The sequence below is a fragment of the Streptomyces sp. NPDC003042 genome (genome assembly GCF_053591315.1).
On sequence record NZ_JBSFTP010000016.1, the window covers coordinates 46,717 to 65,257 of the forward strand.

Sequence of the window (18,541 nt, forward strand, 5' to 3'; positions counted from 1 at the left end):
ACGCAAGGAAACTGGGATGATGTGACGTGCCGCACACGCGAACACCTGCAGGGGGTGCCAGGTGAGTGCTTCCGGACGTAGCGAGACCGCCGACGATCTGCTCGCAGCGCTGCTCGACGGGATGGACGCCGCCTTGTGCGCGTTCGACTCCGACGGCGTGATCACCCATTGGAACCGGGAGGCCGAGCGGATCCTCGGCTGGTCCGCCGCCGAGGCCGTGGGGCGCAAGGGGTTCGCGGGGTGGGCGGTGCGGGCCGCCGACGCGGACGACGTCCAGCACCGGCTCATGTCCGCCCAGGATCTGCCGGGACGGCAGGTGCACGAGTTCGCGCTGCTGACCAAGGACGGCGGGCGGATCCTCGTACGCACCCAGTCCGCCGGGGTGCCGGGCGCGGACGGGAAGCCCGCCGGCGTCTACTGCGCCTTCAGCGAGGTCCACGCCCAGATCGACCTCGAACGCTCCATCGCGCTCAGCGAGGCGCTGATGGACGACGCCTCCTGGGGGGTCGTCCTCGTGGACGTCGACCTGCGCCCGGCGGTGGTCAACACCCACGCCGCCCGTGCCTTCGGGGCCGGGCCCACCGCGCTGCTCGGGCGGCCGCTCGGGGACCTGCTGGTGCAGGGCGTGGAGGAACTCGAAGGGGCGCTCCAGCACGTGCTGGCCGAGGGGGCGCCGCCGGCGCCGCTGGAGCTGTGGGTGTCGGTGCGGACTCCGGAGGGGGTGCGGCGGCGGTGCTGGCGGTGCGGGTTCCTGCGGCTGGCGTCGCCGCTGGCGGAGGAGCCGGTGCCGCTCGGGGTCGGCTGGCTGTTCCAGGACGTCACCGAGGCCCGGCAGGCAGAGCTGGACACCGGGCAGCTGCGGTTCCGGGCCAACCAGCTGCACCGGGCGGGGCGGGCCGCCGCCGAGTGCGAGGACCCGGCGGAGGCGGCGGCCGTCCGGTTGGACTTCGCGCTGGCCGGCTTCGCGGAGCACGCGCTGGTCGACGTACTGGAACCCGGGTCCGATCAGGGCCGGCGGCTGGTCCGGTCGGCCGTGTCCGCGTCGGGGCTGACCCTGCTGCTGCCGGGGCCGGGGGCGATCCCCGTCCGGTACGAGGCCATGCACCCGGCGCTCCAGGCCCTGGACCGCATCGGCCCGGTACGGGCCAGCGCCCCGGGCGGCGAGCCGTCCGAGGCCTGGGCCCGGTCCCGCCAGTGGCCGCCGGAGGCGACGCACGCGCTGTGCACGGTGCTGCGCAGCCGAGGCCGGACCCTGGGCGCGCTGACCTTCTTACGCGGCCCCTCGCGACCGGCGTTCGAGCGCGCGGACGCCCTGTACGCGGAGGAGGTCGCGGCCCGCGTGGCGGCGGACCTCGACCTGGCCGCCGGCTACGGGGCGAGCCGGGACCGGCTCTAGTGGCGGTAGAAGATCCGGCTGCCGTACTCCCGCATCACGCGGCCGTTCCATTCGTGGCCGCCGTCGACGTTGCCCGAGCGCAGCAGCGGCGGTTCCAGTCCGCGCGCCGCCAGCTCGCCGGCGGCCGCTGCCATGACCGCCTGCATGATCGCGCTGGTCACGACGGTGGAGGCGGGGGCGAAGGGCGCGTCGATGCCGTCGACGCTCAGTTCGGCGTCGCCGACCGCGATCTTGCTGTCGAGGACGATGTCGCAGTGGTCCTTGAGGAACGTGCCGGAGACGTGCCGCGACTTGGTCCCGGTCGCGTACGCCACCGAGGTGACGCCGATGACCTTGAGGCCGATCGCCCGTGCGTTCATGGCCATCTCGACCGGCAGCGCGTTGCGCCCCGACAGCGAGATGATCACCAGGACGTCTCCGTCGGAGGCCGGGCTGCTGTCCAGGACCGCTGCGGCGAGGCCGTCGACCCGCTCCAGGGCGCTGCCCAGGGTGGCGGGCATGACGTCGATGCCGACGGTGCCGGGCACGGCGAGGAAGTTCATCAGCGCGAGTCCGCCGGCCCGGTAGACGACGTCCTGGGCGGGCAGCGAGGAGTGCCCGGCGCCGAAGGCGAACAGCCGGTTCCCGGAGGCGACGGCCTCGGCGATGACGGCCCCGGCCTCGTTGATCCGCTCGGCCTCTTCGTCGCGTACCCGCTCCAGCAGGCCGATGGCGGCGTCGAAGAACTGCCCGGCCAGCTTGCTCTCGCTCATACGCCGAAGCCCTTCCAGGGGTGGGGTGCGGTGGGTGCGTCGGTGTCCGCCGCTCACCGTGCGGTCTGGACCAAGGGCGTGTCAATACGGACGTCAATCCCTGGACCGAGGGCCCCCGCAGGCCGGCTGTGGAGATGTCCCGTACATGCCTTGACGCTCGGCGCGGGACGGTAGTCGGCGCGATGCGTCAGAATTGGGGGCAGGGCCAGCGCACGCAATCCGAGGGGCACGAATGTCCGGACTGATCGATACCACGGAGATGTATCTCCGCACCATCCTCGAGCTGGAAGAGGAAGGCGTGGTCCCCATGCGCGCCCGGATCGCCGAGCGGCTCGATCAGAGCGGCCCCACGGTGAGCCAGACCGTGGCGCGCATGGAGCGGGACGGTCTGGTGGCGGTCGCCAGCGACCGCCATCTGGAGCTGACCGACGAGGGCCGCAAGCTCGCCACCCGCGTGATGCGCAAGCACCGGCTCGCGGAGTGCCTGCTCGTCGACGTCATCGGCCTGGAGTGGGAGCAGGTGCACGCCGAGGCCTGCCGCTGGGAGCACGTGATGAGCGAGGCGGTGGAGCGGCGCGTGCTGGAACTGCTGCGTCACCCGACCGAGTCGCCCTACGGAAACCCGATCCCGGGTCTGGAGGAGCTGGGCGAGAAGGCCGAGGCCGATCCGTTCCTGGAGGACGGCATGGTCAGCCTGTCCGAGCTGGACCCGGGCACCGAGGGCAAGACGGTGGTCGTCCGCCGGATCGGGGAGCCGATCCAGACGGACGCCCAGCTGATGTACACGCTGCGCCGGGCGGGCGTGCAGCCCGGTTCGGTCGTCAGCGTGACGGAGTCCCCGGGCGGGGTGCTGGTCGGCAGCGGCGGGGAGGCGGCCGAGCTGGACTCGGACATCGCCTCGCACGTGTTCGTCGCGAAGCGCTGATAAGGGCTGAGAAGCCTGAGAAGCTGCAAAGGCTGAGAAGTTGAGAAGGCTGCCGTCCCCCTGGGGGCAGTGGCGGATGTGGACGGTCCCGGTGCCTCGCGGCACCGGGACCGGTCCTCCCCTTGCTGACCTGGAGCCCCGAGCTCTCAAGGTCATCCCCTTCGGACCGTCTTCCCCGAGCGGCCCGCCTCCCTGCTGAAAGGATCTCCATCGGCAGTGGCGGCCAATCCTTGAGCAAGGTCACTCGAAAGAGCGGTGTTGTCGGCGAGACGCCCGTTTTCGAATGTGGGTTCGATAGTCTGGCTGGGAGCGAAGGGGGTGCATCTGCGGTGGTACAGCGCATCGATGTGACTGGAGCCGACGGTATCCGCCTGGCCGCCTGGGAGTTCCGGGAACCGCCCGTGGAGCCCCTGCGTCCCGGCGTCCTGTTACTCCACGGCCTGATGGGCCGCGCCCTCCACTGGGCCGACACCGCCCGCTGGCTCGGCGAGCACCGCCGCGTCGTCGCCCTGGACCAGCGCGGCCACGGCCACAGCGGCCACCCCTCCGCCGGCCCCGGCCTCCCGATCCCCCTGGGCCGCGAGGCCTTCGTCGCCGATGCGGAAGCCGTCATCGACCAGCTGGGCCTCGCCCCCGTGGTCCTGATCGGCCACTCCATGGGCGCCCTCACCGCCTGGCAGCTCGCCGCCCGCCGCCCCGAGCTCGTCCAGGCCCTGGTGATCTGCGACATGCGGGCCTCCGCCCTCGGCGAGGCCTCGCAGCAGGACTGGGAGGACTGGTTCCACCGCTGGCCCCTGCCCTTCCCCACCCAGGACGCCGCCCGCCGCTGGTTCGGCGAGGACGACCCCCGCGTGGAGCGCCCCGACCCGGGCCGCGGGGCCTTCTTCGCCGAGGTCATGCACCAGGCCCCGGACGGCTGGCGCCCCCTCTTCTCCCGCCGCCAGATGCTGACGGCTCGCGAGACCTGGGTCCACGACGCCCACTGGGAGGAACTGGCCCAGGTCCGCTGCCCGACCCTGGTGGTCCGCGGCCTGGACGGCGAGCTCGGGCGGGCGGAGGCCCAGGAGATGGTCCGCGTCCTCCCGGCGGGCCAGTACGCCGAAATCCCGGACGCGGGCCACTACCTCCACTACGACCAGCCGGCGGCCTGGCGCGCGGTACTGGAACCCTTCCTGGAGGAGGTCAAAGCCGCCGCGCCGTGACGGCCCGGACCCCGCCCCCCGGGTACCCGGGGGCGGGGGTATGGGGGTCGGGGGCATGGGCGCGTCAGATCGCTACTCGCTTCACCCGTCTCGGCGGCCGACCCCCGCCTGTGGTCGGACATAGGCGCCCAGTGGACTGTCAGACCGGAGCTGGCAGCGCGGGGCGGGAGCTCAGCGGGCGGGGCCGCTCGTCGTGACTGCTGGATTGGCCACGCCGCTCTCGTTGACGACGAACCGTCCGTTCGAGGCGCCGTCGAAAGTGCCGCTCTTGATCCACTCGGTTACTGCGGCCTGGAACGTGGCATGCGGTCCGCGCCAGGGGCGGCCGGCGCGCCCGCCGTAGGGTGTGCCGGACTCCGGGGTGCAGCGCGGGCCGGAGCAGCCTCCGAGGTGGAGGAGGTGGCTGGCGCAACCGACATGGACCAGCACCTTGTTGGGCACCAGAATGAGGTTGTCGTAGATGGCGGTCGCGTTGCCCGGCGGCGCGACCACGTCATCGAGACCGTGGATGACCAGCGCCGGTGTGGTCAGCTGCCGTGCGACGTCGGCCCTCCAGCCGTAGCTGGAGAAGGTGGGCGCACGGCTGAGACCGGTGGGGCGGGCGGGGTCGTCCCCTCCCCAGGTCCTCCCCAGAGGGTCCTCCTCCATCATCTGGTTCCACAGCTGCTGCTGAGTGCTGGGGATGGAGTGGCCGGTGCAGACCTCGGCACGACCGGGCGGCATCATCGGGCCCGAGAGGATGGACTCCTGCGTCGTGAGGCGCGTCGGCATCGTGGAGAAGGCCGCGGGGGGCAGGTCCGCCTCCTCGGTGGGTGTACCGAAGTTCGACGACTGGAAGACGACACGGCTGACCTTCTCGCGAAGGACCGAGTCGGCTTTGTGCAGCGTCCGGGCGACGTGTTGTGCGCCCAGCGACCAGCCGATCAGGGTGACCTTGCCGTCCGACGGCTTCGCGCGCGCGATGGCGTCGTCGACGACCTGACGGATGTCGCGCACGAAGACGTCGGAGCGTGCGAACCGGGAGTTGCTGGAGTGCGCGCGCCGCTGCCCGTCGAGCGGGTTGTTCAGGAGCAGCGTCCCCTGCTGATCAAGCGGCACGGGCGGGATGCCGGGGCGGTCGCACCCCTCAGGGTGGGGGCAGCTGCCGTTCGCGAGGTAGGGCCGAAGGCTCGCGTTGCCGGGATCGTCGAGGCCGTCCGCGAAGCGGGTCGAGAGGCCGTAGCCGAGCAGGCTCGGGGCGAAGGTGTCGATGCCTGCCTCGGCGAGCGCCCGCTGCGTGCTGAGCGTACCGCCGCCCGGGGCGCGCTTCCGGAGGTCGAACGACGGCGTGCCGGAGACTCCGCTGCCGTGGACCAGCACCGCGGCCCTGTTGGGCACATCGCGGCATTTGCCGTGCGCGTACACAGGCCGGACGCGGTGGACCTGGATCTCTGCCTGGCGCCCGTCGAACCGCGGGTCGGGCATCAGTCCCGCCGGCACCGTGAACGGAAGCCAGTGGTCCCCGACACTGACCCCGGTCGGCGCCTTGTCGCAGCGCGTGGCCGACTGCTCGGCCGCCGCCGAATGGCCGGAGCCGAAGGCGCCGGTGATCAGGCTCACGGACACGACGAGCAGCCACCCACGCGACCGCTTCGGTCTCCGTTTCGCCATCCGTCCATGGTTCTCCGGACTGGTGTGCATCGCATCTCCTGACTGGCCGGGTACGGGCGTCAGCAGCATCCTGCGGCGTCATCTGACGCCCTGCCAGGCAGGCGCGACCGAACGGATTGCAGGCCTGGTCCATCTGCCACCGACGGCCGTCAGCCGCCTCCGACCGAGGTACGCAGGCGTCGCGGGCGGCTGCACCGCCTCCTACGTGCTCGCCGCCGCGGGCCTGCTCGACGCCCGGCGCACCACCACCCATTGGAACGAGGCCGACCAGTTCCAGCGGACCTTCCCGCGGGTCCAGGTCGACGCGAACGTGCTGTTCGTCGACGACGGCCAGGCCCAGTACATCGAACGCCCGATGCAGGAGCCCCAGGACGCCACCACGGCCCCCACGCGCGGCCGGGCCCTCGAACGGCTCCACCGGCCGCTGCCGCTGGCCGAGCCGGCGGAACACGCCCGGATGAGCGTGCGGACCTTCTGCCGCGCTTCCGTCAGGAAGTGGGCATGCCGCCCGGCCAGTGGCTCGCCCAGCAGCGGGTCGAGCACGCGCGCTCGGCTGCTGGAGGCCACCGACCTCTCGGTCGACCAGGTCGCCGCCCACGCGGGCTTCGGCACGGCCGTCTCCCTCCGCCGGCACCTCGGCCGCAATCGGCGTCTCCCCGACGGCCTATCGCCAGGCGTTCCGCGCCGGTCAGGCCGCCGCCTTGAGGGCCTCGACGAGCGCGCCCCAGGCGGCGGCGGTCGTGACGATGACGGTGCCGGGTGTCGCGCTCTCGGCGACGAGCACGTGATCGTCGCCGCCGGGGGTGACGTAGACGCAGGAGTTCCCCTCCGCGCAGTAGGAGGACCGCTGCCAGGTGTGTTCGGCCATGGTGGTGTCCTTCACAGGTTCCGGGCGATGTCGGCGATGAGGTCCCGCGTCCGATCCGGCGGCAGGGACACGGCCTCGATCCGGTCGAAGAGCATGCGGTACTTCGCCAGTTGGTCATCCGCGTCCAGGAAGACCACGCCGTGCGACTGGTCGAGCTGGACGGTGTCGAGCCGGGGCACCGGGCCGTGCGCGTAGAGGAACGACTGGCCTGATCCAGGGACGGCACCCGCCGAGAACGGGATCGCCCGGATGGTCACGTTGCTGCGCTCGCTCATGTCGAGCAGATGCTTCAACTGGGCGCCCGCGATGGCCGGTCCACCGACGGCGATGCGCAGCGCGGCCTCGTGGATGATCGCCTGGTACGGGGCCGGGGTGTCCTGGTGGAGGATCCCCTGCCGTTTCACGCGGAACGAGACGCGGTGCTCGATCTCCGGCGCCGAAAGTTCGGGTACGGCCTGGCGGAAGATCTCCCGGGCGTGCTCGGGGGTCTGGAGCAGTCCGGGGATGTGCATGGTGATCGCATCGCGCACTCTCCCGGCGTGGTGCTCCAGTTCGGCGAGGTCCAGCCAGGCCTCCGGGAGCAGCTCACGGTACGTCTCCCACCAGCCGCCGCCTTTGCGCTCCCCGGTCATCGCGATGAGCGATTCGATGTACGACTGGTCCGCGCAGCCGTAGAGGTCGGCCAACGCGCGTACGCGCTCCGGGCTGGCGCCGATCCGCCCGGCCTCCAGGTTGCTGATCTGTGTCTGCCGGATGCCCAAGTGCTTGGCGGCTTCGGTCGCGTTGAGGCCGGTGGTTTCGCGCAGCTTGCGCAGCTCGGCGCCGAACCGGAGTTGGCGGGCGGTCGCCATGCTCAACTCACCGTCCTCTCACGGCTGTCACCCACAGGAGTGGGAATGTTACTCATGACGCGGAAACCATGAAACACATGACGCGAAGCCGCTACTTTGGGTGTCAGGCCACCGCCTGGAAGTACCCCGCTCGACGGAGCGACCTGGTCACCGGGCACCGCACGCACAAGGTCCAACTCTCCTCCTCGATCGGAGACTTCCATGACGGCAACCGTAACTCCGTCCTGGGCCTACACCCTCCACCTTCCGCACGATCCCCGCGCCGCGGGCATCGCCCGATCCACACTGCGAGCAATGCTCCGGGGGCACGACATGGCTGGCCTGGCCGACACCGCCGAGCTGCTGGCGAGCGAGCTCGTCTCCAACGCCTACCGCCACACCCGCGGCCCCTGCGCCCTGCGGCTGCGGGCGATGGCCGCCGACCGGCTCCGGGTCGGGGTCTGGGACACCGGCCCGGACATCCCGGCCCCCTTCGGCGCGGAGCCCGCCGCGGACGCGGAGGACGGCCGGGGGCTGGTCCTCGTACGGCTCTGCGCGGACCGCTTCGGCTCGTACCGCCTCGACGGGGCGCACGCCGGGAAGATGCTCTGGGTGGAGTGCGCGGCGGCCGGGACGGCGTGACCTCAGGCCTCGACGCGTACCCAGGTGTCACCGGCGCGCAGCCACAGGACGCCGTCGCGCCCCTGGCCGCACCGCAGCACCACCCGGCCGGGTACGGGTGTCTCCTCCTGGCCGGTGAGTACCCAGCTGTCGTCGATGAGCTCAGCCCGGGACAGGACGATGGTCGATCGGTCGTGGTAGCGGTGGGACAGGACCATCCGGTTACCGCGTACGGCGATCCCGTCCGTGTCCTTGACCGGGCTGCGGTAGCTGGTCACTTCGCCGGTGGCGGGGTCGACGCGGGACACGAAGGAACCCTCGTGGCTGTACCAGGCCAGTCAGACCAGTCCGCCCTCCGTGGCTGCCGCGCTGCCGCCCAGCGGTGTCACGGGAAGCCGTCCGCGCGGACCCCACGTGGCGACACCGTCGGTGTTCCAGCCCGCCAAGCCGCCGATGGACTGGGGACGGCCTCCGTAGATCCCTCGTCGCCGTAAGCGGTCCAGATTCCGCCGCTGCGGTCGGAGAATCAGATAGTCGATGTCGTCACCGACGCAGTGGGCGCTCTCCGGCCGGCCTTCGGGGGAGTACACGACGGCGTTCTTCCCCCAGGTCCCTGCCTCGTCCTCGAAGGTACGGCCTGCTGCCAGAAGGAACCGCGACTCCGGGAGCAGCGCCAGGTAGCTGGGCCGCATGTCTATCCCGTCGACCCGAACGCGTCGCAGGCCTTGACCGGAGACGACGACCAACTAGGCGTCGAAGAACGGGTTCTGGAGGCCCCATCCGACCCAACCCCTGGGATACCTGGAGCGGCGCAGGAACCGGCGCTGCCACCAGCATGACCGCGAGCTCGCCATCGGGCCCCACGCTCCACCACAGCGCATGCCGTCCCGCCCCGGCATCCTCGGGGGGCACGCTCCACACGACGGGCAGTTCGCCAACAGTCATGGCGTTCACCTCTGGGACTCCGGGGACCTACGCCGCCCGAAGATCGCCACGTTACCGATAGGGCCTTCATACGTGAAGGTGATCAGATGAATCAACCGAAAGGTCGACGCCATCCCGCCACCCGCCTGCCGCTGACGCGGCGAACCAGCGCGGTCTACCGGGTCGAGGCCGGGCTAATCGTGGATTACCCCTTTAGCGGTGCGAAGGACGTGTCCACCTCCCTGCGTGTCTCGGTTGAAGGGCCAGCCGACGTCCACTCCTGTGGGTGAAGGCCCTGTTCTCGAACGGGCGCGGTGTCCTTCACCGTCCTCGCCGCCGTCTGCCCCCTTCGATGTAGCCCCGGTCCTGTCAGCCCTTGTCCAGCCGCCATGCCTGATGAGTCTTAGCCGGGGCACCGGCGGCAAACAGAGAGTCGAGGGGGTGGCTCTGGTCTGCGCTGCCGCCGAGGAGTTCGCTGAGGGTGGCGGTCCGGGGGCCGCTGCCCTCGGGGTAGTCCCCGATGAGGGGGAGCGGCATCCGTGGCTGGTATGCCAGAAGTAGGCCGTACTTCACCGATTTGATGTGCCCATCGGTGAATTCCCACCGAGTCGCGTGGATGCTGCCTGTCCCGACGAGGCTGACCCAGCGGCTGCGGTCGTCGTGGTTGAGCCTCAGGGCGAAATTGCCACGATGGGGAGGCTCTGGGACCGCGTTGACGAGCATGCCCCCGTCGGAGGACCACAGTTCCGCTTCCGTGCCCTTCAGGGCGCCGATCAGGAGGTCGGGGTCACCGTACGAGTACTTGCCGACGGTTGCCGACTCATCCCCAATGTTCTGGCCTGACCTCTTGGACAGGCATTCTCCGGTCTCCACATTGACGATGCGGAATCTTCCAGTGGGGAACCCATTCGACACAGGCTGCTCCTGTACTTGAGGTGGGGTGCGCGGCCGTGACCGGCCCGGTTCACGCATCTTGGCACTCGATGCCGCCGCCTCTTCCCTGATATCGATCAGACGGCGCCAGACACCACCTGGTGGGGCTATACGAGAGGCCGTGAACGGTGCCCATAGGCGGTGCAAGGGAACGACGCCCTTGATGTCCGTGCCTGCTGGTGTTCGAGGAGGAGGGCCGGGTTCAGCTGGCGGCGGAGCCGTTGGAGCTCGCCGTCTTGGGCCGCCGGCGCGGGATCGAGAGGCGGTCCCTGGCAGGACCGTGTCAACGCGGCAGTGACTACAGTCGGTTGAGCCGTCGGGGGGATCCGCTGATGCTGTTCGTGCCCGGTGGGCGCGGTCGTCGTTGGCCAGGCATGAAGAGGCTTGTCACTGCCGCGGTACGGGCTGAGCAGTGGTGTCCTCCGCGGCTGCTGTGTGAGGCGTCAGGAGACGCGGGCCGGGACGATGCCTGGCAGGTGGTGGAGCAGTGGGTACGGTCCTATCTCTGTCGTCCCCATCCGGAGCTGGGTCGTGGCGGAGCAGTGTGTCCCTTTACCGTGCGGGCCGTGCGACGACGGACGCTGTACGGCGTGGTGTGGCCGCACCTGGTGGACGAAGTGGGGGACATGACCGCCATCATGGGCCGCTACGCGCTCTGGTTCGACCGGTTCGGTGAAGACGCCGACGCCGAGCGCGCCTTACTGGTGGCCTTCCCCGCCCTGCCACCGAGCCGGCACGTGCCGCTCATCGAGGGCACCCAGCGGGCGTTGAAGACGTCCTTGGCGTGGCGGGGCCTGATGATCGGTGAATTCCATGACGGTCCACCGCCGACCCCCGGAGTGCGGAACCCCGCCTTCCGCCCGTTGCGCAGCCCGGTGCCGCTCCTGGCGCTGCGCCGCATGGTCCGCCCCGACCACCTCTTCCTCGCCCAGGCCCCGGAGCACCGGGCTGCCTACCAGGCCCGCTTCCCGCATCAGGCGCCGACCGGCGCGGCAGGTGGGCGACCGTGACCGTCCCCGCGACGCGCCCCGGCCTCGCCGGCGACGCCATCCCCGAACTCCCCCCGCCCGTGCGCGACGGTGTGGAGATCGGCCCCGGCCACATGCCGATCGAGGAGTTCCGCCGCTGGGGCCATGCCGTGGTCGACTGGATCGCCGAGTACTGGGAGGACCTGCCCGGCCGCCCCGTCACTCCACCGGTCTCCCCGGGTGAGATCGCCGCCCGCCTGCCTGTCCGGGCCCCGGAGAAGGGAGAGGACTTCGCCGCGCTCCTTGAGGACCTCGACACGCTGATCGTTCCCGGCATGGCGCACTGGCAGCACCCGGACTTCCTCGGGTTCTTCCCCATGACCACGTCGGGTCCGGCGGTGCTCGCGCAGATGCTCACCGCTGGGCTGAACGCACAGGGGATGACCTGGGCCACCAACCCGGCCGCCACCGAACTGGAGCACCGCGTCATGGACTGGCTCGCCGGCCTCATGGCGCTCCCGGACCGCTTCGTGCGCGGTGGCGTCATCCAGGACACCGCCTCCTCCGCGGTCCTTGTCGCGCTGGCCGCGGCCCTGTGGCGCCGCGCCGGGGACGGGTGGCGAGACCACGGAAGCGGCTCGGGCTACACCGTCTACACCTCCACCGAGGCCAACTGCTGCGTGCACAAGGCCGTACGTCTGGCCGGTCTGGGAGATCTGCAACTGCGCCGCGTCCCCGTTGCTTCGGACACCCAGTCCCTGCGGGCGGACCTGCTGCGCGAAGCGGTCGAAGCCGACCTGGCCGCGGGGCTGACGCCGGTCGCGGTGATCGCCACGATCGGCACCACCTCCACCACGGCGATCGATCCCCTGCCGGCCATCGCCGCCGTCTGCCGCGACCACGACCTGTGGCTCCACGTCGACGGCGCCTACGCGGGCGTCGCGGCGATCTGTCCTGAGCTGCGGTGGATCAACGACGGCCTGGAACACGCCGACAGCTACAGCGTGAACGCCCACAAATGGCTGCTCACCGGATTCGAGTGCAGCCCCATGTGGTTCGCCGACCCGGCGGCCGTCACCCAGGCCATGTCCACCACCCAGAGCTACCTGCGTGAGGTGACCGGCGACGCGCGGGACGCACCCGACTACCGGGACTGGCAGATCCCGCTCGGACGTCCCTTTCGCGCCCTCAGACTGTGGTTCACCTTGCGCTGGTACGGAGCCGACGGCCTGCGTGCCCATGTGCGCCACGGGATCGAACTGGCTCAGGCGTTCGCCGCGATGGTCCGCAGCGACGACCGCTTCGAGATCGTGGCGCCCGGCCCGTTCGGCCTGGTCTGCTTCCGCCTGCGCGCTGACGACCCGACCAACGCCCGGCTCCTGGAACGCCTCAACGCCGGCGGCGACATCCTGCTCAGCAGCACCGACGTCAACGGTCACTACACGTTGCGCATGGCGGCGGGCGGTACCGCCACCACCCTCGGCCACATCACCCGTGCGTGGACACGGATCCGCGCGGAAGCCGACCGCCTCCCGTACGGAGGCGGGCTGAGCTCTGCGGCCGAATCGGGGTGACGGGCGCTACGGGCGGCGTGCCGGCCTCTTGCAACCGGTCTGGCGCCGCCCGTGCGGGTTTGCTCCTCAGCCGCTAGAACTTGCCGAAGGACCAGGTCGCCGGGTGGTCCGGCTTGTCGCTCGTGTAGAAGTCCTGCCCCGACGCGATCACCGCGTCGACCGAGATCGAACCGTCGGCGTCGGTCAGGTAGGGCACGATCTCCTTCATCGCCTCCTCCCGGACGCCCAGCGCGCGCAGCATCCGCCGGTACTCGTCGTTGCTGATCCTGGAGTCACCGTCGACGTCTGCGGCCTTCGCGACGGCTTCGACCCAGGGCCGAGCAGTTTGCCCGAAGCCCTCGGGGGTTCCGAGCATCGACTGCGTGGTCGCCGCCTTGAACTCAGCAGGCGTGATCTGACCGTCCCGGTCGGCGTCCGCCGCGTCGGCCAGGTTGTTCCAGAAGCGCTCGGCACCGCCAAGGACCGCCCGGCCATGGGCGGATTCCCGGGTGTGACCCAAGCCCGTCAGGACCTTCGAGGCCATTTGCTCGAAGTCGGCCTTGGTGATCACACCATCGCGGTCGTAGTCGAAAGTTTCGAAGCGCGTGTCCATCTTGCGCTGGTAGAAAGCCTTGTCCACCTCAGTTGCTCCCGTCGCTCGTCACTCACGGTCAGACGTCCGCGGACATCCTTTCCGCACGCCGCCGCGAAAGCCGGCAGGACAGGCCGGGCCATCAGGTGAAACGAGGAACGCGCCCTTGACCGAGCCGAGCGTTTCGCAAGGCCGGTCGCTTCGGGGGTCCGCCCGGCCCCTACGGCTACTGCGTGCCCGGGAGCCAGCCGTGCTGGACCGCGCGGACGCCGAACTCGAAGCGGCTGCAGGCGTCCAGGCGTTCCATCAGGCCGTTGGCCAGGCGGCGGGCCGTGCGCGGGGAGACCGCCAGCCGCTTGGCGATCGCCTCGTCCGTCAGCCCCTGGGCCAGCAGCCGGATCACCGTGCTCTCCTGCGCGGTGAGCGCGGCCTCGTCCCGTGCCTCCGGAGCGCCCAAGGGCTGCGCGCCCGACCAGACGTTCTCGAAGAGCGCGCACAGCGCCGTCAGGGTGCCATGACCGGTCAGGATCACGGCCCCCGCCGCGCTGTCGTCGCTGCTGACCGGGATGACCGCGGTGGTCCGATCGAAGATCATCAGGCGGGTCGGCAGGTCGGGGGCGGTCCGCACCTCGCCGCCGAGCTCGCTCAGCCACGTCGCGTAGGTCACGGTGCTCTGGCTGTTGCGCACGCTGTCCTGGAACAGGGACCGCATCCGCACGCCGCGGCCCAGCAGCGCCAGGTCGTTCGGCTTCGAGGCCTCCAGCGTCTGCGGCTGGTGGCCGCCGCCCGGGGCGAAGGTCATCAGCTCGGTCTGGAGCCCGTGCGCCAGGCCGGTGATCCGGGTCCGGATCTCGTCCAGGCCCACCAGCTGCTCGACGCCCGGGCCGGAAGCGGCCGGGCTCAGGTCGGCGAACTCGGCGATGAGCTGCGCCGCGGCAGCGCGCGACGCCTCGATCCGCAGCTGCTGTGCCGCCAGCTCAGCCTGCTGGCGGGCCATGAGGATTTCCATGCCGACCTCGGGCGAGACCGCGCGCAGCTCGCCGTCCCGCTCGTAGGAGGGTCGGATCAAAGCCAATTCACTGAGCGTGTCGAGACTTTGCCGGACGTCCGTTTCGGGCACCCCGAGGCGCGCGGCGATGGCGCTCACGCCGTCGCGCGGGCACGCGAGCATGGCGCGGTACACGGCCTCTGAGGTCGAGTCGAGGCCAAGCGTGGCTAGCACAGCGGTTCCCCCCGGTGTGAGCCTTGTTGATCAAGGTGACCAGATCATCGCACGCAGTGTTCGACCGGACCAGTCCGTGGACGCTTTCGGCCAGGGCCCGAAGTGTCCAGGTTGCTCGCATGGGTTCCGCGTCGAGTGTTCGGAAGAGTTGGATGCATGTATCTCATCCACGCCGGTTTCCGGGCCCCGTCGGCCGGCGGCCAACTGCCGCCGCACACCGCTGACATCATCCGCTCGCTCGCGGATGCCCAGGACCCGGTAGAGCACATTTCCGCGCATCCGGACGCCCTGCCGGACCCGGTGGTCGGCTTCTTCCTGGTCGCGGACAGCCTGAACGAGGCGGAGCTCCGTACGGAGGCGCTCTGCCGGCGTGCGCTCGACGAGGTGCAGGCACTACGGGGCTGGACGCTCGCCCGGCTCGGCGCGCCCCTCGTCGCGCCCTACTACGAGCAGCTTCTGCGGGCCCCTTCCGGTCACGCTGGACGGATTGGGTCAGGTCCGCTTCCGTCCACCTGAAAGCCCTTCCACCCCACTTGAGCTGCGACGAAGCTAGTGATCGCCAGCAGGGAGAAACACCCGGCAGGCACACCGGACGAAGCGTCACCGCGGGATGCGAGTCCGGATCACCCGCTCGTTCCAGCTCTCGAAAAGGACCACTCCCATGCTTCGCACTCGCCTCGCCAAGGCCGCCGCGGTCACCTCCCTCGCCTTCGCCGCCTTCACCCCGGCCCTCGTGGGCCCCGCCTCTGCCGACGACACCCGCATCACCGCCACCACCGCGTGGGAGACCGCCCCGGCCGGCAAGAACACCACCGCCTGGGAGTAGCCGGCCCCGGCTGCCGCAAGCCGGCCCCGCCGCCCGCACCGCCCGCCGATCCGTCGGCCCCCGAACTTCCCGAGCGTCCCGTCCGCCGGCCCGACAGCTGCTCCTGCAGGGCAGCCGTCCCCTCGCCACGGCCCGCTCGACCTCTTCCGGCCAGTACCAGGCCTGTCTGCGGCATCCCGCAGCGCCTCTCAGACTTCCTTCCGACACGCCCACAGGAGCTTCACCATGTCCCGCCTCAAGACCACCGCCATCCGCCTCACCTCCGCCTCGGCCCTGGCCGTGACCGCGCTCACCACGGTCCTCGTCATGCCCGCCAGTGCCGCCTCGCTCGGCGACAACATCGCCGTCACGGCCCGCGCCGAGAACGGCAACGGAGCCTGCGCCCACGGCGGTTACGTAGGCGGTGCCAACCAGAACAGCAGCTGCAGCAACGGCCAGAGAACGCATGCCTGGTGCGCCGACTTCGCCGGCTGGGTCTGGGCCCGCAACGGGGTCACGGGCCTGTCCACCCTGAACGACATGGCGCTCAGCTTCTACGACTACGGAGTGAAGTACGGCACTCTGTCCAACACTCCGCACGTCGGCGACGCCGTGGTCTACAACTACGGCGGGGGCTACTCCGACGACCACGTGGCCATCGTCACCGCGATCTCCGGCAGCACCGTCACCATCACCGGCGGCAACCAGGGCGGCTACCCGGGCTACGTCAGCACCAACAGCACCACCAACTGGAGCGTGGGCTCCTCCCCCTGGGGCCAGCGGATCAGCGGCTACATCTCGCCGGCCGGTACGACGACCCCCACCTACCCGAACCCCACCTCGCTGCCGTCCGGAACCCTGGTGAAGTCGCCGAACGGCCCGGCCGTGAAGGTGATGATCTCCGGTGCCGGTGTCCCGGTGGCGGGCTCCGACGTCACGCCGGGCGGCTACGACCTGAGCAAGATCGTGCTCGTGGACGACACCGCCTTCCGGGCCCTGTCGAGCGCCCCGCCCGCCGGCACGGTCGTCCACGACCAGGCCGGTGGAAATGACCGGTACGTCGTGATCGACGGCGCCGCGCTGAAGATCGGCGCCGCGGACTGGACGGCCGCCGGCTACAACACCCGCCCGGACATGGGCGTTCCGACCGCATGGCTGCAGAACGCCAAGCAGCGCACGGTGACGACCGGTGTGGTCGTGATGGACCAGACCGGCAAGGACCCGGCCCGCTACGCCATCGTGGACGGCGCCGCCCTGCACATCTCGGGCACCGAGTGGACCGCCAACGGCTTCAACCAGCAGACCCTGATGGGCGTCCCCGGCGAGTGGCTGAAGGCGGCCGCCGCCAAGTCCCCGTCCAACGGCACCGTGATGATGAACCAGTCGGGTACCGACAACAACCGTTACGTCATGGTGAACGGTTCGGCCCTGCACATCTCGGCCGCCGAGTGGACGGCCAACGGCTACAACGAGCGTTCTCTGATGGGCATTCCGGGTGAGTGGCTGGCCGCCGCGGTCGCCAAGCAGGTGCCGAACGGCACGGTCGTCAAGGACGCCTCCGGTGCGGACGCCACCGTCTATGTGATGGCGGGCGGCAAGGCGGTCGCTCTGACCTACGCCGACTTCACCGGCCTGGGCTACGACAAGCGCCCGCTGGAGGGGACCCCGGGCGAGTGGCTCAAGTCGGCCGCGGCGAAGGCGGCCCCCGCCAACGGCACGATGCTGCTCTCCCCGGGCAGCAACACCGTGTGGGAGGTCCTCGGCGGCAAGAAGCGGGCGATGACCGCCGACGAGTTCGGGGTCGGCAAGCGCAGCTTCAACGACGTGGTCAGCGTCCCGGTCGCGTTCACCGCGTCGCTGCCGAACGTCGCCTGAGCCATCGCCTGAGCACGACCTGAGCACCACCTGAGCACCGCCCACCCGAGCCGCCCGGCCCCACCGGCCGGGCGGCTCGGGCCTGCTCCGCCCCGCCGCCGCCCTCCAGACCCGCCGAGGAAACCACCATGCGCTCCGCCGCCCGCAACAAGTCCGCACTCGCCGTCACCGCCACCGCCCTCCTCGCCCTCGCCGCCCCGCTCCTCACCGCCACCAGCGCCTCGGCCGCCTCCGTCTCGACCTGGGACAAGGTCGCCCAGTGCGAGGCCAGCGGAAACTGGAGCATCAACACGGGCAACGGCTACTACGGCGGCCTCCAGATATCGATGTCGACCTGGCGCGCCTTCGGCGGAACGCAGTACGCCAGCCGCGCCGACCTCGCGACCAAGCAGCAGCAGATCCTGACCGGCGAGAAGATCCTGGCCGGCCAGGGCCCGGGTGCCTGGCCCTCCTGCGGTGCCGCGGCGGGCCTCGGCACCGACCACGCCGACCCGTACCCGGCCGCCCCGTCCTACCCGAGCCCGGCTTCGCTGCCGTCCGGAACTCTGGTGAAGTCGCCGAACGGCCCGGCCGTGAAGGTGATGATCTCCGGTGCCGGTGTCCCGGTGGCGGGCTCCGACGTCACGCCGGACGGCTACGACCTGAGCAAGATCGTGCTGGTGGACGACTCGGCGTTCAACGGCCTGCCCACCAGCCCGCCCGCCGGCACGGTGGTGCACGACCAGGCCGGCGGCAACAACCGGTACGTGGTGGTCGACGGCGCTGCGCTGCGGATCGGCGGCGCCGACTGGACGGCCGCCGGCTACAACACCCGCCCGGACATGGGCGTTCCGACCGCCTGGCTGCAGGGTGCCGCACAGCGCACGGTGACGAACGGCCGTGTGGTGATGAACCAGACCGGCACCGACAACAACCGTTACGTGATGGTGAACGGTTCGGCGCTGCACATCTCGGCCGCCGAGTGGACGGCCAACGGCTACGACCAGCGGTCCCTGATGGGCGTCCCGGGTGAGTGGCTCGCCTCCTCCGTGGCCAAGCAGGTGGCGAACGGCACGGTCGTCAAGGACGTCTCGGGTGGGAACCCCACCGTCTATGTGATGGCGGGCGGCAAGGCGGTCGCTCTGACCTACGCCGACTTCACCGGCCTGGGCTACGACAAGCGCCCGCTGGAGGGCGCCCCGGGCGAGTGGCTGAAGGCGGCCGCGGCGAAGGCGGCTCCCGCTGACGGCACGATGCTGCTCTCCCCGGGCAGCAACACCGTGTGGGAGGTCCTCGGCGGCAAGAAGCGGGCGATGAACGCCGACGAGTTCGGGGTCGGCAAGCGCAGCTTCAACGACGTGGTCAGCGTCCCGGCCGCGTTCACCGCCTCGCTGGCGAACGTCGCCTGACACCACGCAGAGGGCCGGCCTGCGCTCCCCACCGGGA

General features: G+C 70.8%; 20 protein-coding genes. 10 read left to right on the forward strand and 10 right to left on the reverse strand.

Going from position 1 to position 18,541, the window contains the following annotated elements; translation table 11 throughout:
• The first annotated feature begins 61 nt into the window (after nt 1-61).
• Complete coding sequence (locus tag ACWDYJ_RS11865; RefSeq protein WP_451565363.1) at nt 62-1,396, forward strand: PAS domain-containing protein; 1,335 nt, start codon at nt 62-64, stop codon at nt 1,394-1,396.
• Here ACWDYJ_RS11865 and ACWDYJ_RS11870 read toward each other — a convergent pair.
• Complete coding sequence (locus tag ACWDYJ_RS11870) at nt 1,393-2,148, reverse strand: SIS domain-containing protein (RefSeq protein WP_451565364.1); 756 nt, start codon at nt 2,146-2,148, stop codon at nt 1,393-1,395. The two genes, ACWDYJ_RS11865 and ACWDYJ_RS11870, sit on opposite strands and share 4 nt — an antisense overlap.
• 232 nt (nt 2,149-2,380) lie before the next feature.
• Between ACWDYJ_RS11870 and ACWDYJ_RS11875 the strand changes: the two genes are divergently transcribed.
• Complete coding sequence (locus ACWDYJ_RS11875) at nt 2,381-3,073, forward strand: metal-dependent transcriptional regulator (RefSeq protein WP_451565365.1); 693 nt, start codon at nt 2,381-2,383, stop codon at nt 3,071-3,073.
• Nucleotides 3,074-3,402: 329 nt separating this feature from the next.
• On the forward strand, nt 3,403-4,275 hold the full coding sequence (locus tag ACWDYJ_RS11880; protein ID WP_451565366.1) for an alpha/beta fold hydrolase: 873 nt from the start codon (nt 3,403-3,405) through the stop codon (nt 4,273-4,275).
• A 171-nt stretch (nt 4,276-4,446) separates the two neighbouring features.
• Here the strand turns inward: ACWDYJ_RS11880 and ACWDYJ_RS11885 are convergent, their stop codons facing one another.
• From ACWDYJ_RS11885 to ACWDYJ_RS11900, 4 genes are all read right to left on the reverse strand, one after another.
• Entirely contained in the window at nt 4,447-5,925 is a 1,479-nt protein-coding gene (locus tag ACWDYJ_RS11885; protein ID WP_451565367.1) for an alpha/beta fold hydrolase, read from the reverse strand.
• Between the two features lie 201 nt (nt 5,926-6,126).
• Nucleotides 6,127-6,537: a hypothetical protein gene (locus tag ACWDYJ_RS11890; RefSeq protein ID WP_451565368.1), complete on the reverse strand. Its 411-nt coding sequence runs from the start codon at nt 6,535-6,537 to the stop codon at nt 6,127-6,129.
• A 76-nt stretch (nt 6,538-6,613) separates the two neighbouring features.
• The gene (locus tag ACWDYJ_RS11895) at nt 6,614-6,793 is read right to left on the reverse strand and encodes a DUF397 domain-containing protein (RefSeq protein ID WP_451565369.1); all 180 of its coding nucleotides are present in this window, start codon (nt 6,791-6,793) and stop codon (nt 6,614-6,616) included.
• An 11-nt stretch (nt 6,794-6,804) separates the two neighbouring features.
• Complete coding sequence (locus ACWDYJ_RS11900) at nt 6,805-7,644, reverse strand: helix-turn-helix domain-containing protein (RefSeq protein WP_451565415.1); 840 nt, start codon at nt 7,642-7,644, stop codon at nt 6,805-6,807.
• A gap of 201 nt (nt 7,645-7,845) precedes the next feature.
• Between ACWDYJ_RS11900 and ACWDYJ_RS11905 the strand changes: the two genes are divergently transcribed.
• A complete protein-coding gene (locus ACWDYJ_RS11905) occupies nt 7,846-8,265 on the forward strand; it encodes an ATP-binding protein (RefSeq protein WP_451565370.1) in 420 nt (139 codons plus the stop codon).
• A gap of 2 nt (nt 8,266-8,267) precedes the next feature.
• On the opposite strand, the gene ACWDYJ_RS11910 is transcribed toward ACWDYJ_RS11905, so the two are convergent.
• The 3 genes from ACWDYJ_RS11910 to ACWDYJ_RS11920 all read right to left on the reverse strand — a co-directional run bounded on the left by ACWDYJ_RS11910 (nt 8,268) and on the right by ACWDYJ_RS11920 (nt 10,083).
• Nucleotides 8,268-8,552 (reverse strand): hypothetical protein, encoded by a 285-nt coding sequence (locus ACWDYJ_RS11910; protein WP_451565371.1) that lies wholly within the window; start codon nt 8,550-8,552, stop codon nt 8,268-8,270.
• Between the two features lie 30 nt (nt 8,553-8,582).
• Nucleotides 8,583-8,936: a hypothetical protein gene (locus ACWDYJ_RS11915; protein WP_451565372.1), complete on the reverse strand. Its 354-nt coding sequence runs from the start codon at nt 8,934-8,936 to the stop codon at nt 8,583-8,585.
• A gap of 601 nt (nt 8,937-9,537) precedes the next feature.
• A complete protein-coding gene (locus ACWDYJ_RS11920) occupies nt 9,538-10,083 on the reverse strand; it encodes a hypothetical protein (protein WP_451565373.1) in 546 nt (181 codons plus the stop codon).
• 392 nt (nt 10,084-10,475) lie between these two features.
• On the opposite strand from ACWDYJ_RS11920, the gene ACWDYJ_RS11925 reads away from it, so the two are divergent.
• Nucleotides 10,476-11,111, forward strand: coding sequence for a DUF6875 domain-containing protein (locus ACWDYJ_RS11925; protein WP_451565416.1), 636 nt, complete (start codon nt 10,476-10,478; stop codon nt 11,109-11,111).
• Complete coding sequence (locus ACWDYJ_RS11930) at nt 11,108-12,643, forward strand: pyridoxal phosphate-dependent decarboxylase family protein (RefSeq protein WP_451565374.1); 1,536 nt, start codon at nt 11,108-11,110, stop codon at nt 12,641-12,643. Before ACWDYJ_RS11925 ends, ACWDYJ_RS11930 begins: the two co-directional genes overlap by 4 nt.
• 73 nt (nt 12,644-12,716) lie before the next feature.
• Here the strand turns inward: ACWDYJ_RS11930 and ACWDYJ_RS11935 are convergent, their stop codons facing one another.
• Nucleotides 12,717-13,262 (reverse strand): EF-hand domain-containing protein, encoded by a 546-nt coding sequence (locus tag ACWDYJ_RS11935; protein ID WP_451565375.1) that lies wholly within the window; start codon nt 13,260-13,262, stop codon nt 12,717-12,719.
• A gap of 178 nt (nt 13,263-13,440) precedes the next feature.
• Nucleotides 13,441-14,436: a helix-turn-helix transcriptional regulator gene (locus tag ACWDYJ_RS11940; protein ID WP_451565376.1), complete on the reverse strand. Its 996-nt coding sequence runs from the start codon at nt 14,434-14,436 to the stop codon at nt 13,441-13,443.
• A gap of 156 nt (nt 14,437-14,592) precedes the next feature.
• Here ACWDYJ_RS11940 and ACWDYJ_RS11945 point away from each other — a divergent pair, with 156 nt between their 5' ends.
• The 4 genes from ACWDYJ_RS11945 (at nt 14,593) to ACWDYJ_RS11960 (ending at nt 18,504) form a co-directional block, all read left to right on the forward strand.
• The gene (locus ACWDYJ_RS11945; protein WP_451565377.1) at nt 14,593-14,952 is read left to right on the forward strand and encodes a hypothetical protein; all 360 of its coding nucleotides are present in this window, start codon (nt 14,593-14,595) and stop codon (nt 14,950-14,952) included.
• A 145-nt stretch (nt 14,953-15,097) separates the two neighbouring features.
• Nucleotides 15,098-15,262: a hypothetical protein gene (locus tag ACWDYJ_RS11950; RefSeq protein WP_451565378.1), complete on the forward strand. Its 165-nt coding sequence runs from the start codon at nt 15,098-15,100 to the stop codon at nt 15,260-15,262.
• 225 nt (nt 15,263-15,487) lie between these two features.
• The gene (locus ACWDYJ_RS11955) at nt 15,488-17,116 is read left to right on the forward strand and encodes a CHAP domain-containing protein (RefSeq protein ID WP_451565379.1); all 1,629 of its coding nucleotides are present in this window, start codon (nt 15,488-15,490) and stop codon (nt 17,114-17,116) included.
• Between the two features lie 128 nt (nt 17,117-17,244).
• Nucleotides 17,245-18,504, forward strand: a complete 1,260-nt coding sequence (locus tag ACWDYJ_RS11960) for a transglycosylase family protein (RefSeq protein WP_451565380.1) — start codon at nt 17,245-17,247, stop codon at nt 18,502-18,504.
• Nucleotides 18,505-18,541: the final 37 nt, after the last annotated feature.

Coding starts and splice junctions, on each gene's coding strand:
- ACWDYJ_RS11870 (WP_451565364.1), bottom strand. CDS start 2,148: ATGAGCGAGAGCAAGCTGGCCGGGCAGTTCTTCGACGCCGCCATCGGC.
- ACWDYJ_RS11875 (WP_451565365.1), top strand. CDS start 2,381: ATGTCCGGACTGATCGATACCACGGAGATGTATCTCCGCACCATCCTC.
- ACWDYJ_RS11885 (WP_451565367.1), bottom strand. CDS start 5,925: ATGGCGAAACGGAGACCGAAGCGGTCGCGTGGGTGGCTGCTCGTCGTG.
- ACWDYJ_RS11895 (WP_451565369.1), bottom strand. CDS start 6,793: ATGGCCGAACACACCTGGCAGCGGTCCTCCTACTGCGCGGAGGGGAAC.
- ACWDYJ_RS11900 (WP_451565415.1), bottom strand. CDS start 7,644: ATGGCGACCGCCCGCCAACTCCGGTTCGGCGCCGAGCTGCGCAAGCTG.
- ACWDYJ_RS11905 (WP_451565370.1), top strand. CDS start 7,846: ATGACGGCAACCGTAACTCCGTCCTGGGCCTACACCCTCCACCTTCCG.
- ACWDYJ_RS11915 (WP_451565372.1), bottom strand. CDS start 8,936: ATGCGGCCCAGCTACCTGGCGCTGCTCCCGGAGTCGCGGTTCCTTCTG.
- ACWDYJ_RS11925 (WP_451565416.1), top strand. CDS start 10,476: ATGAAGAGGCTTGTCACTGCCGCGGTACGGGCTGAGCAGTGGTGTCCT.
- ACWDYJ_RS11945 (WP_451565377.1), top strand. CDS start 14,593: ATGTATCTCATCCACGCCGGTTTCCGGGCCCCGTCGGCCGGCGGCCAA.
- ACWDYJ_RS11950 (WP_451565378.1), top strand. CDS start 15,098: ATGCTTCGCACTCGCCTCGCCAAGGCCGCCGCGGTCACCTCCCTCGCC.
- ACWDYJ_RS11955 (WP_451565379.1), top strand. CDS start 15,488: ATGTCCCGCCTCAAGACCACCGCCATCCGCCTCACCTCCGCCTCGGCC.
- ACWDYJ_RS11960 (WP_451565380.1), top strand. CDS start 17,245: ATGCGCTCCGCCGCCCGCAACAAGTCCGCACTCGCCGTCACCGCCACC.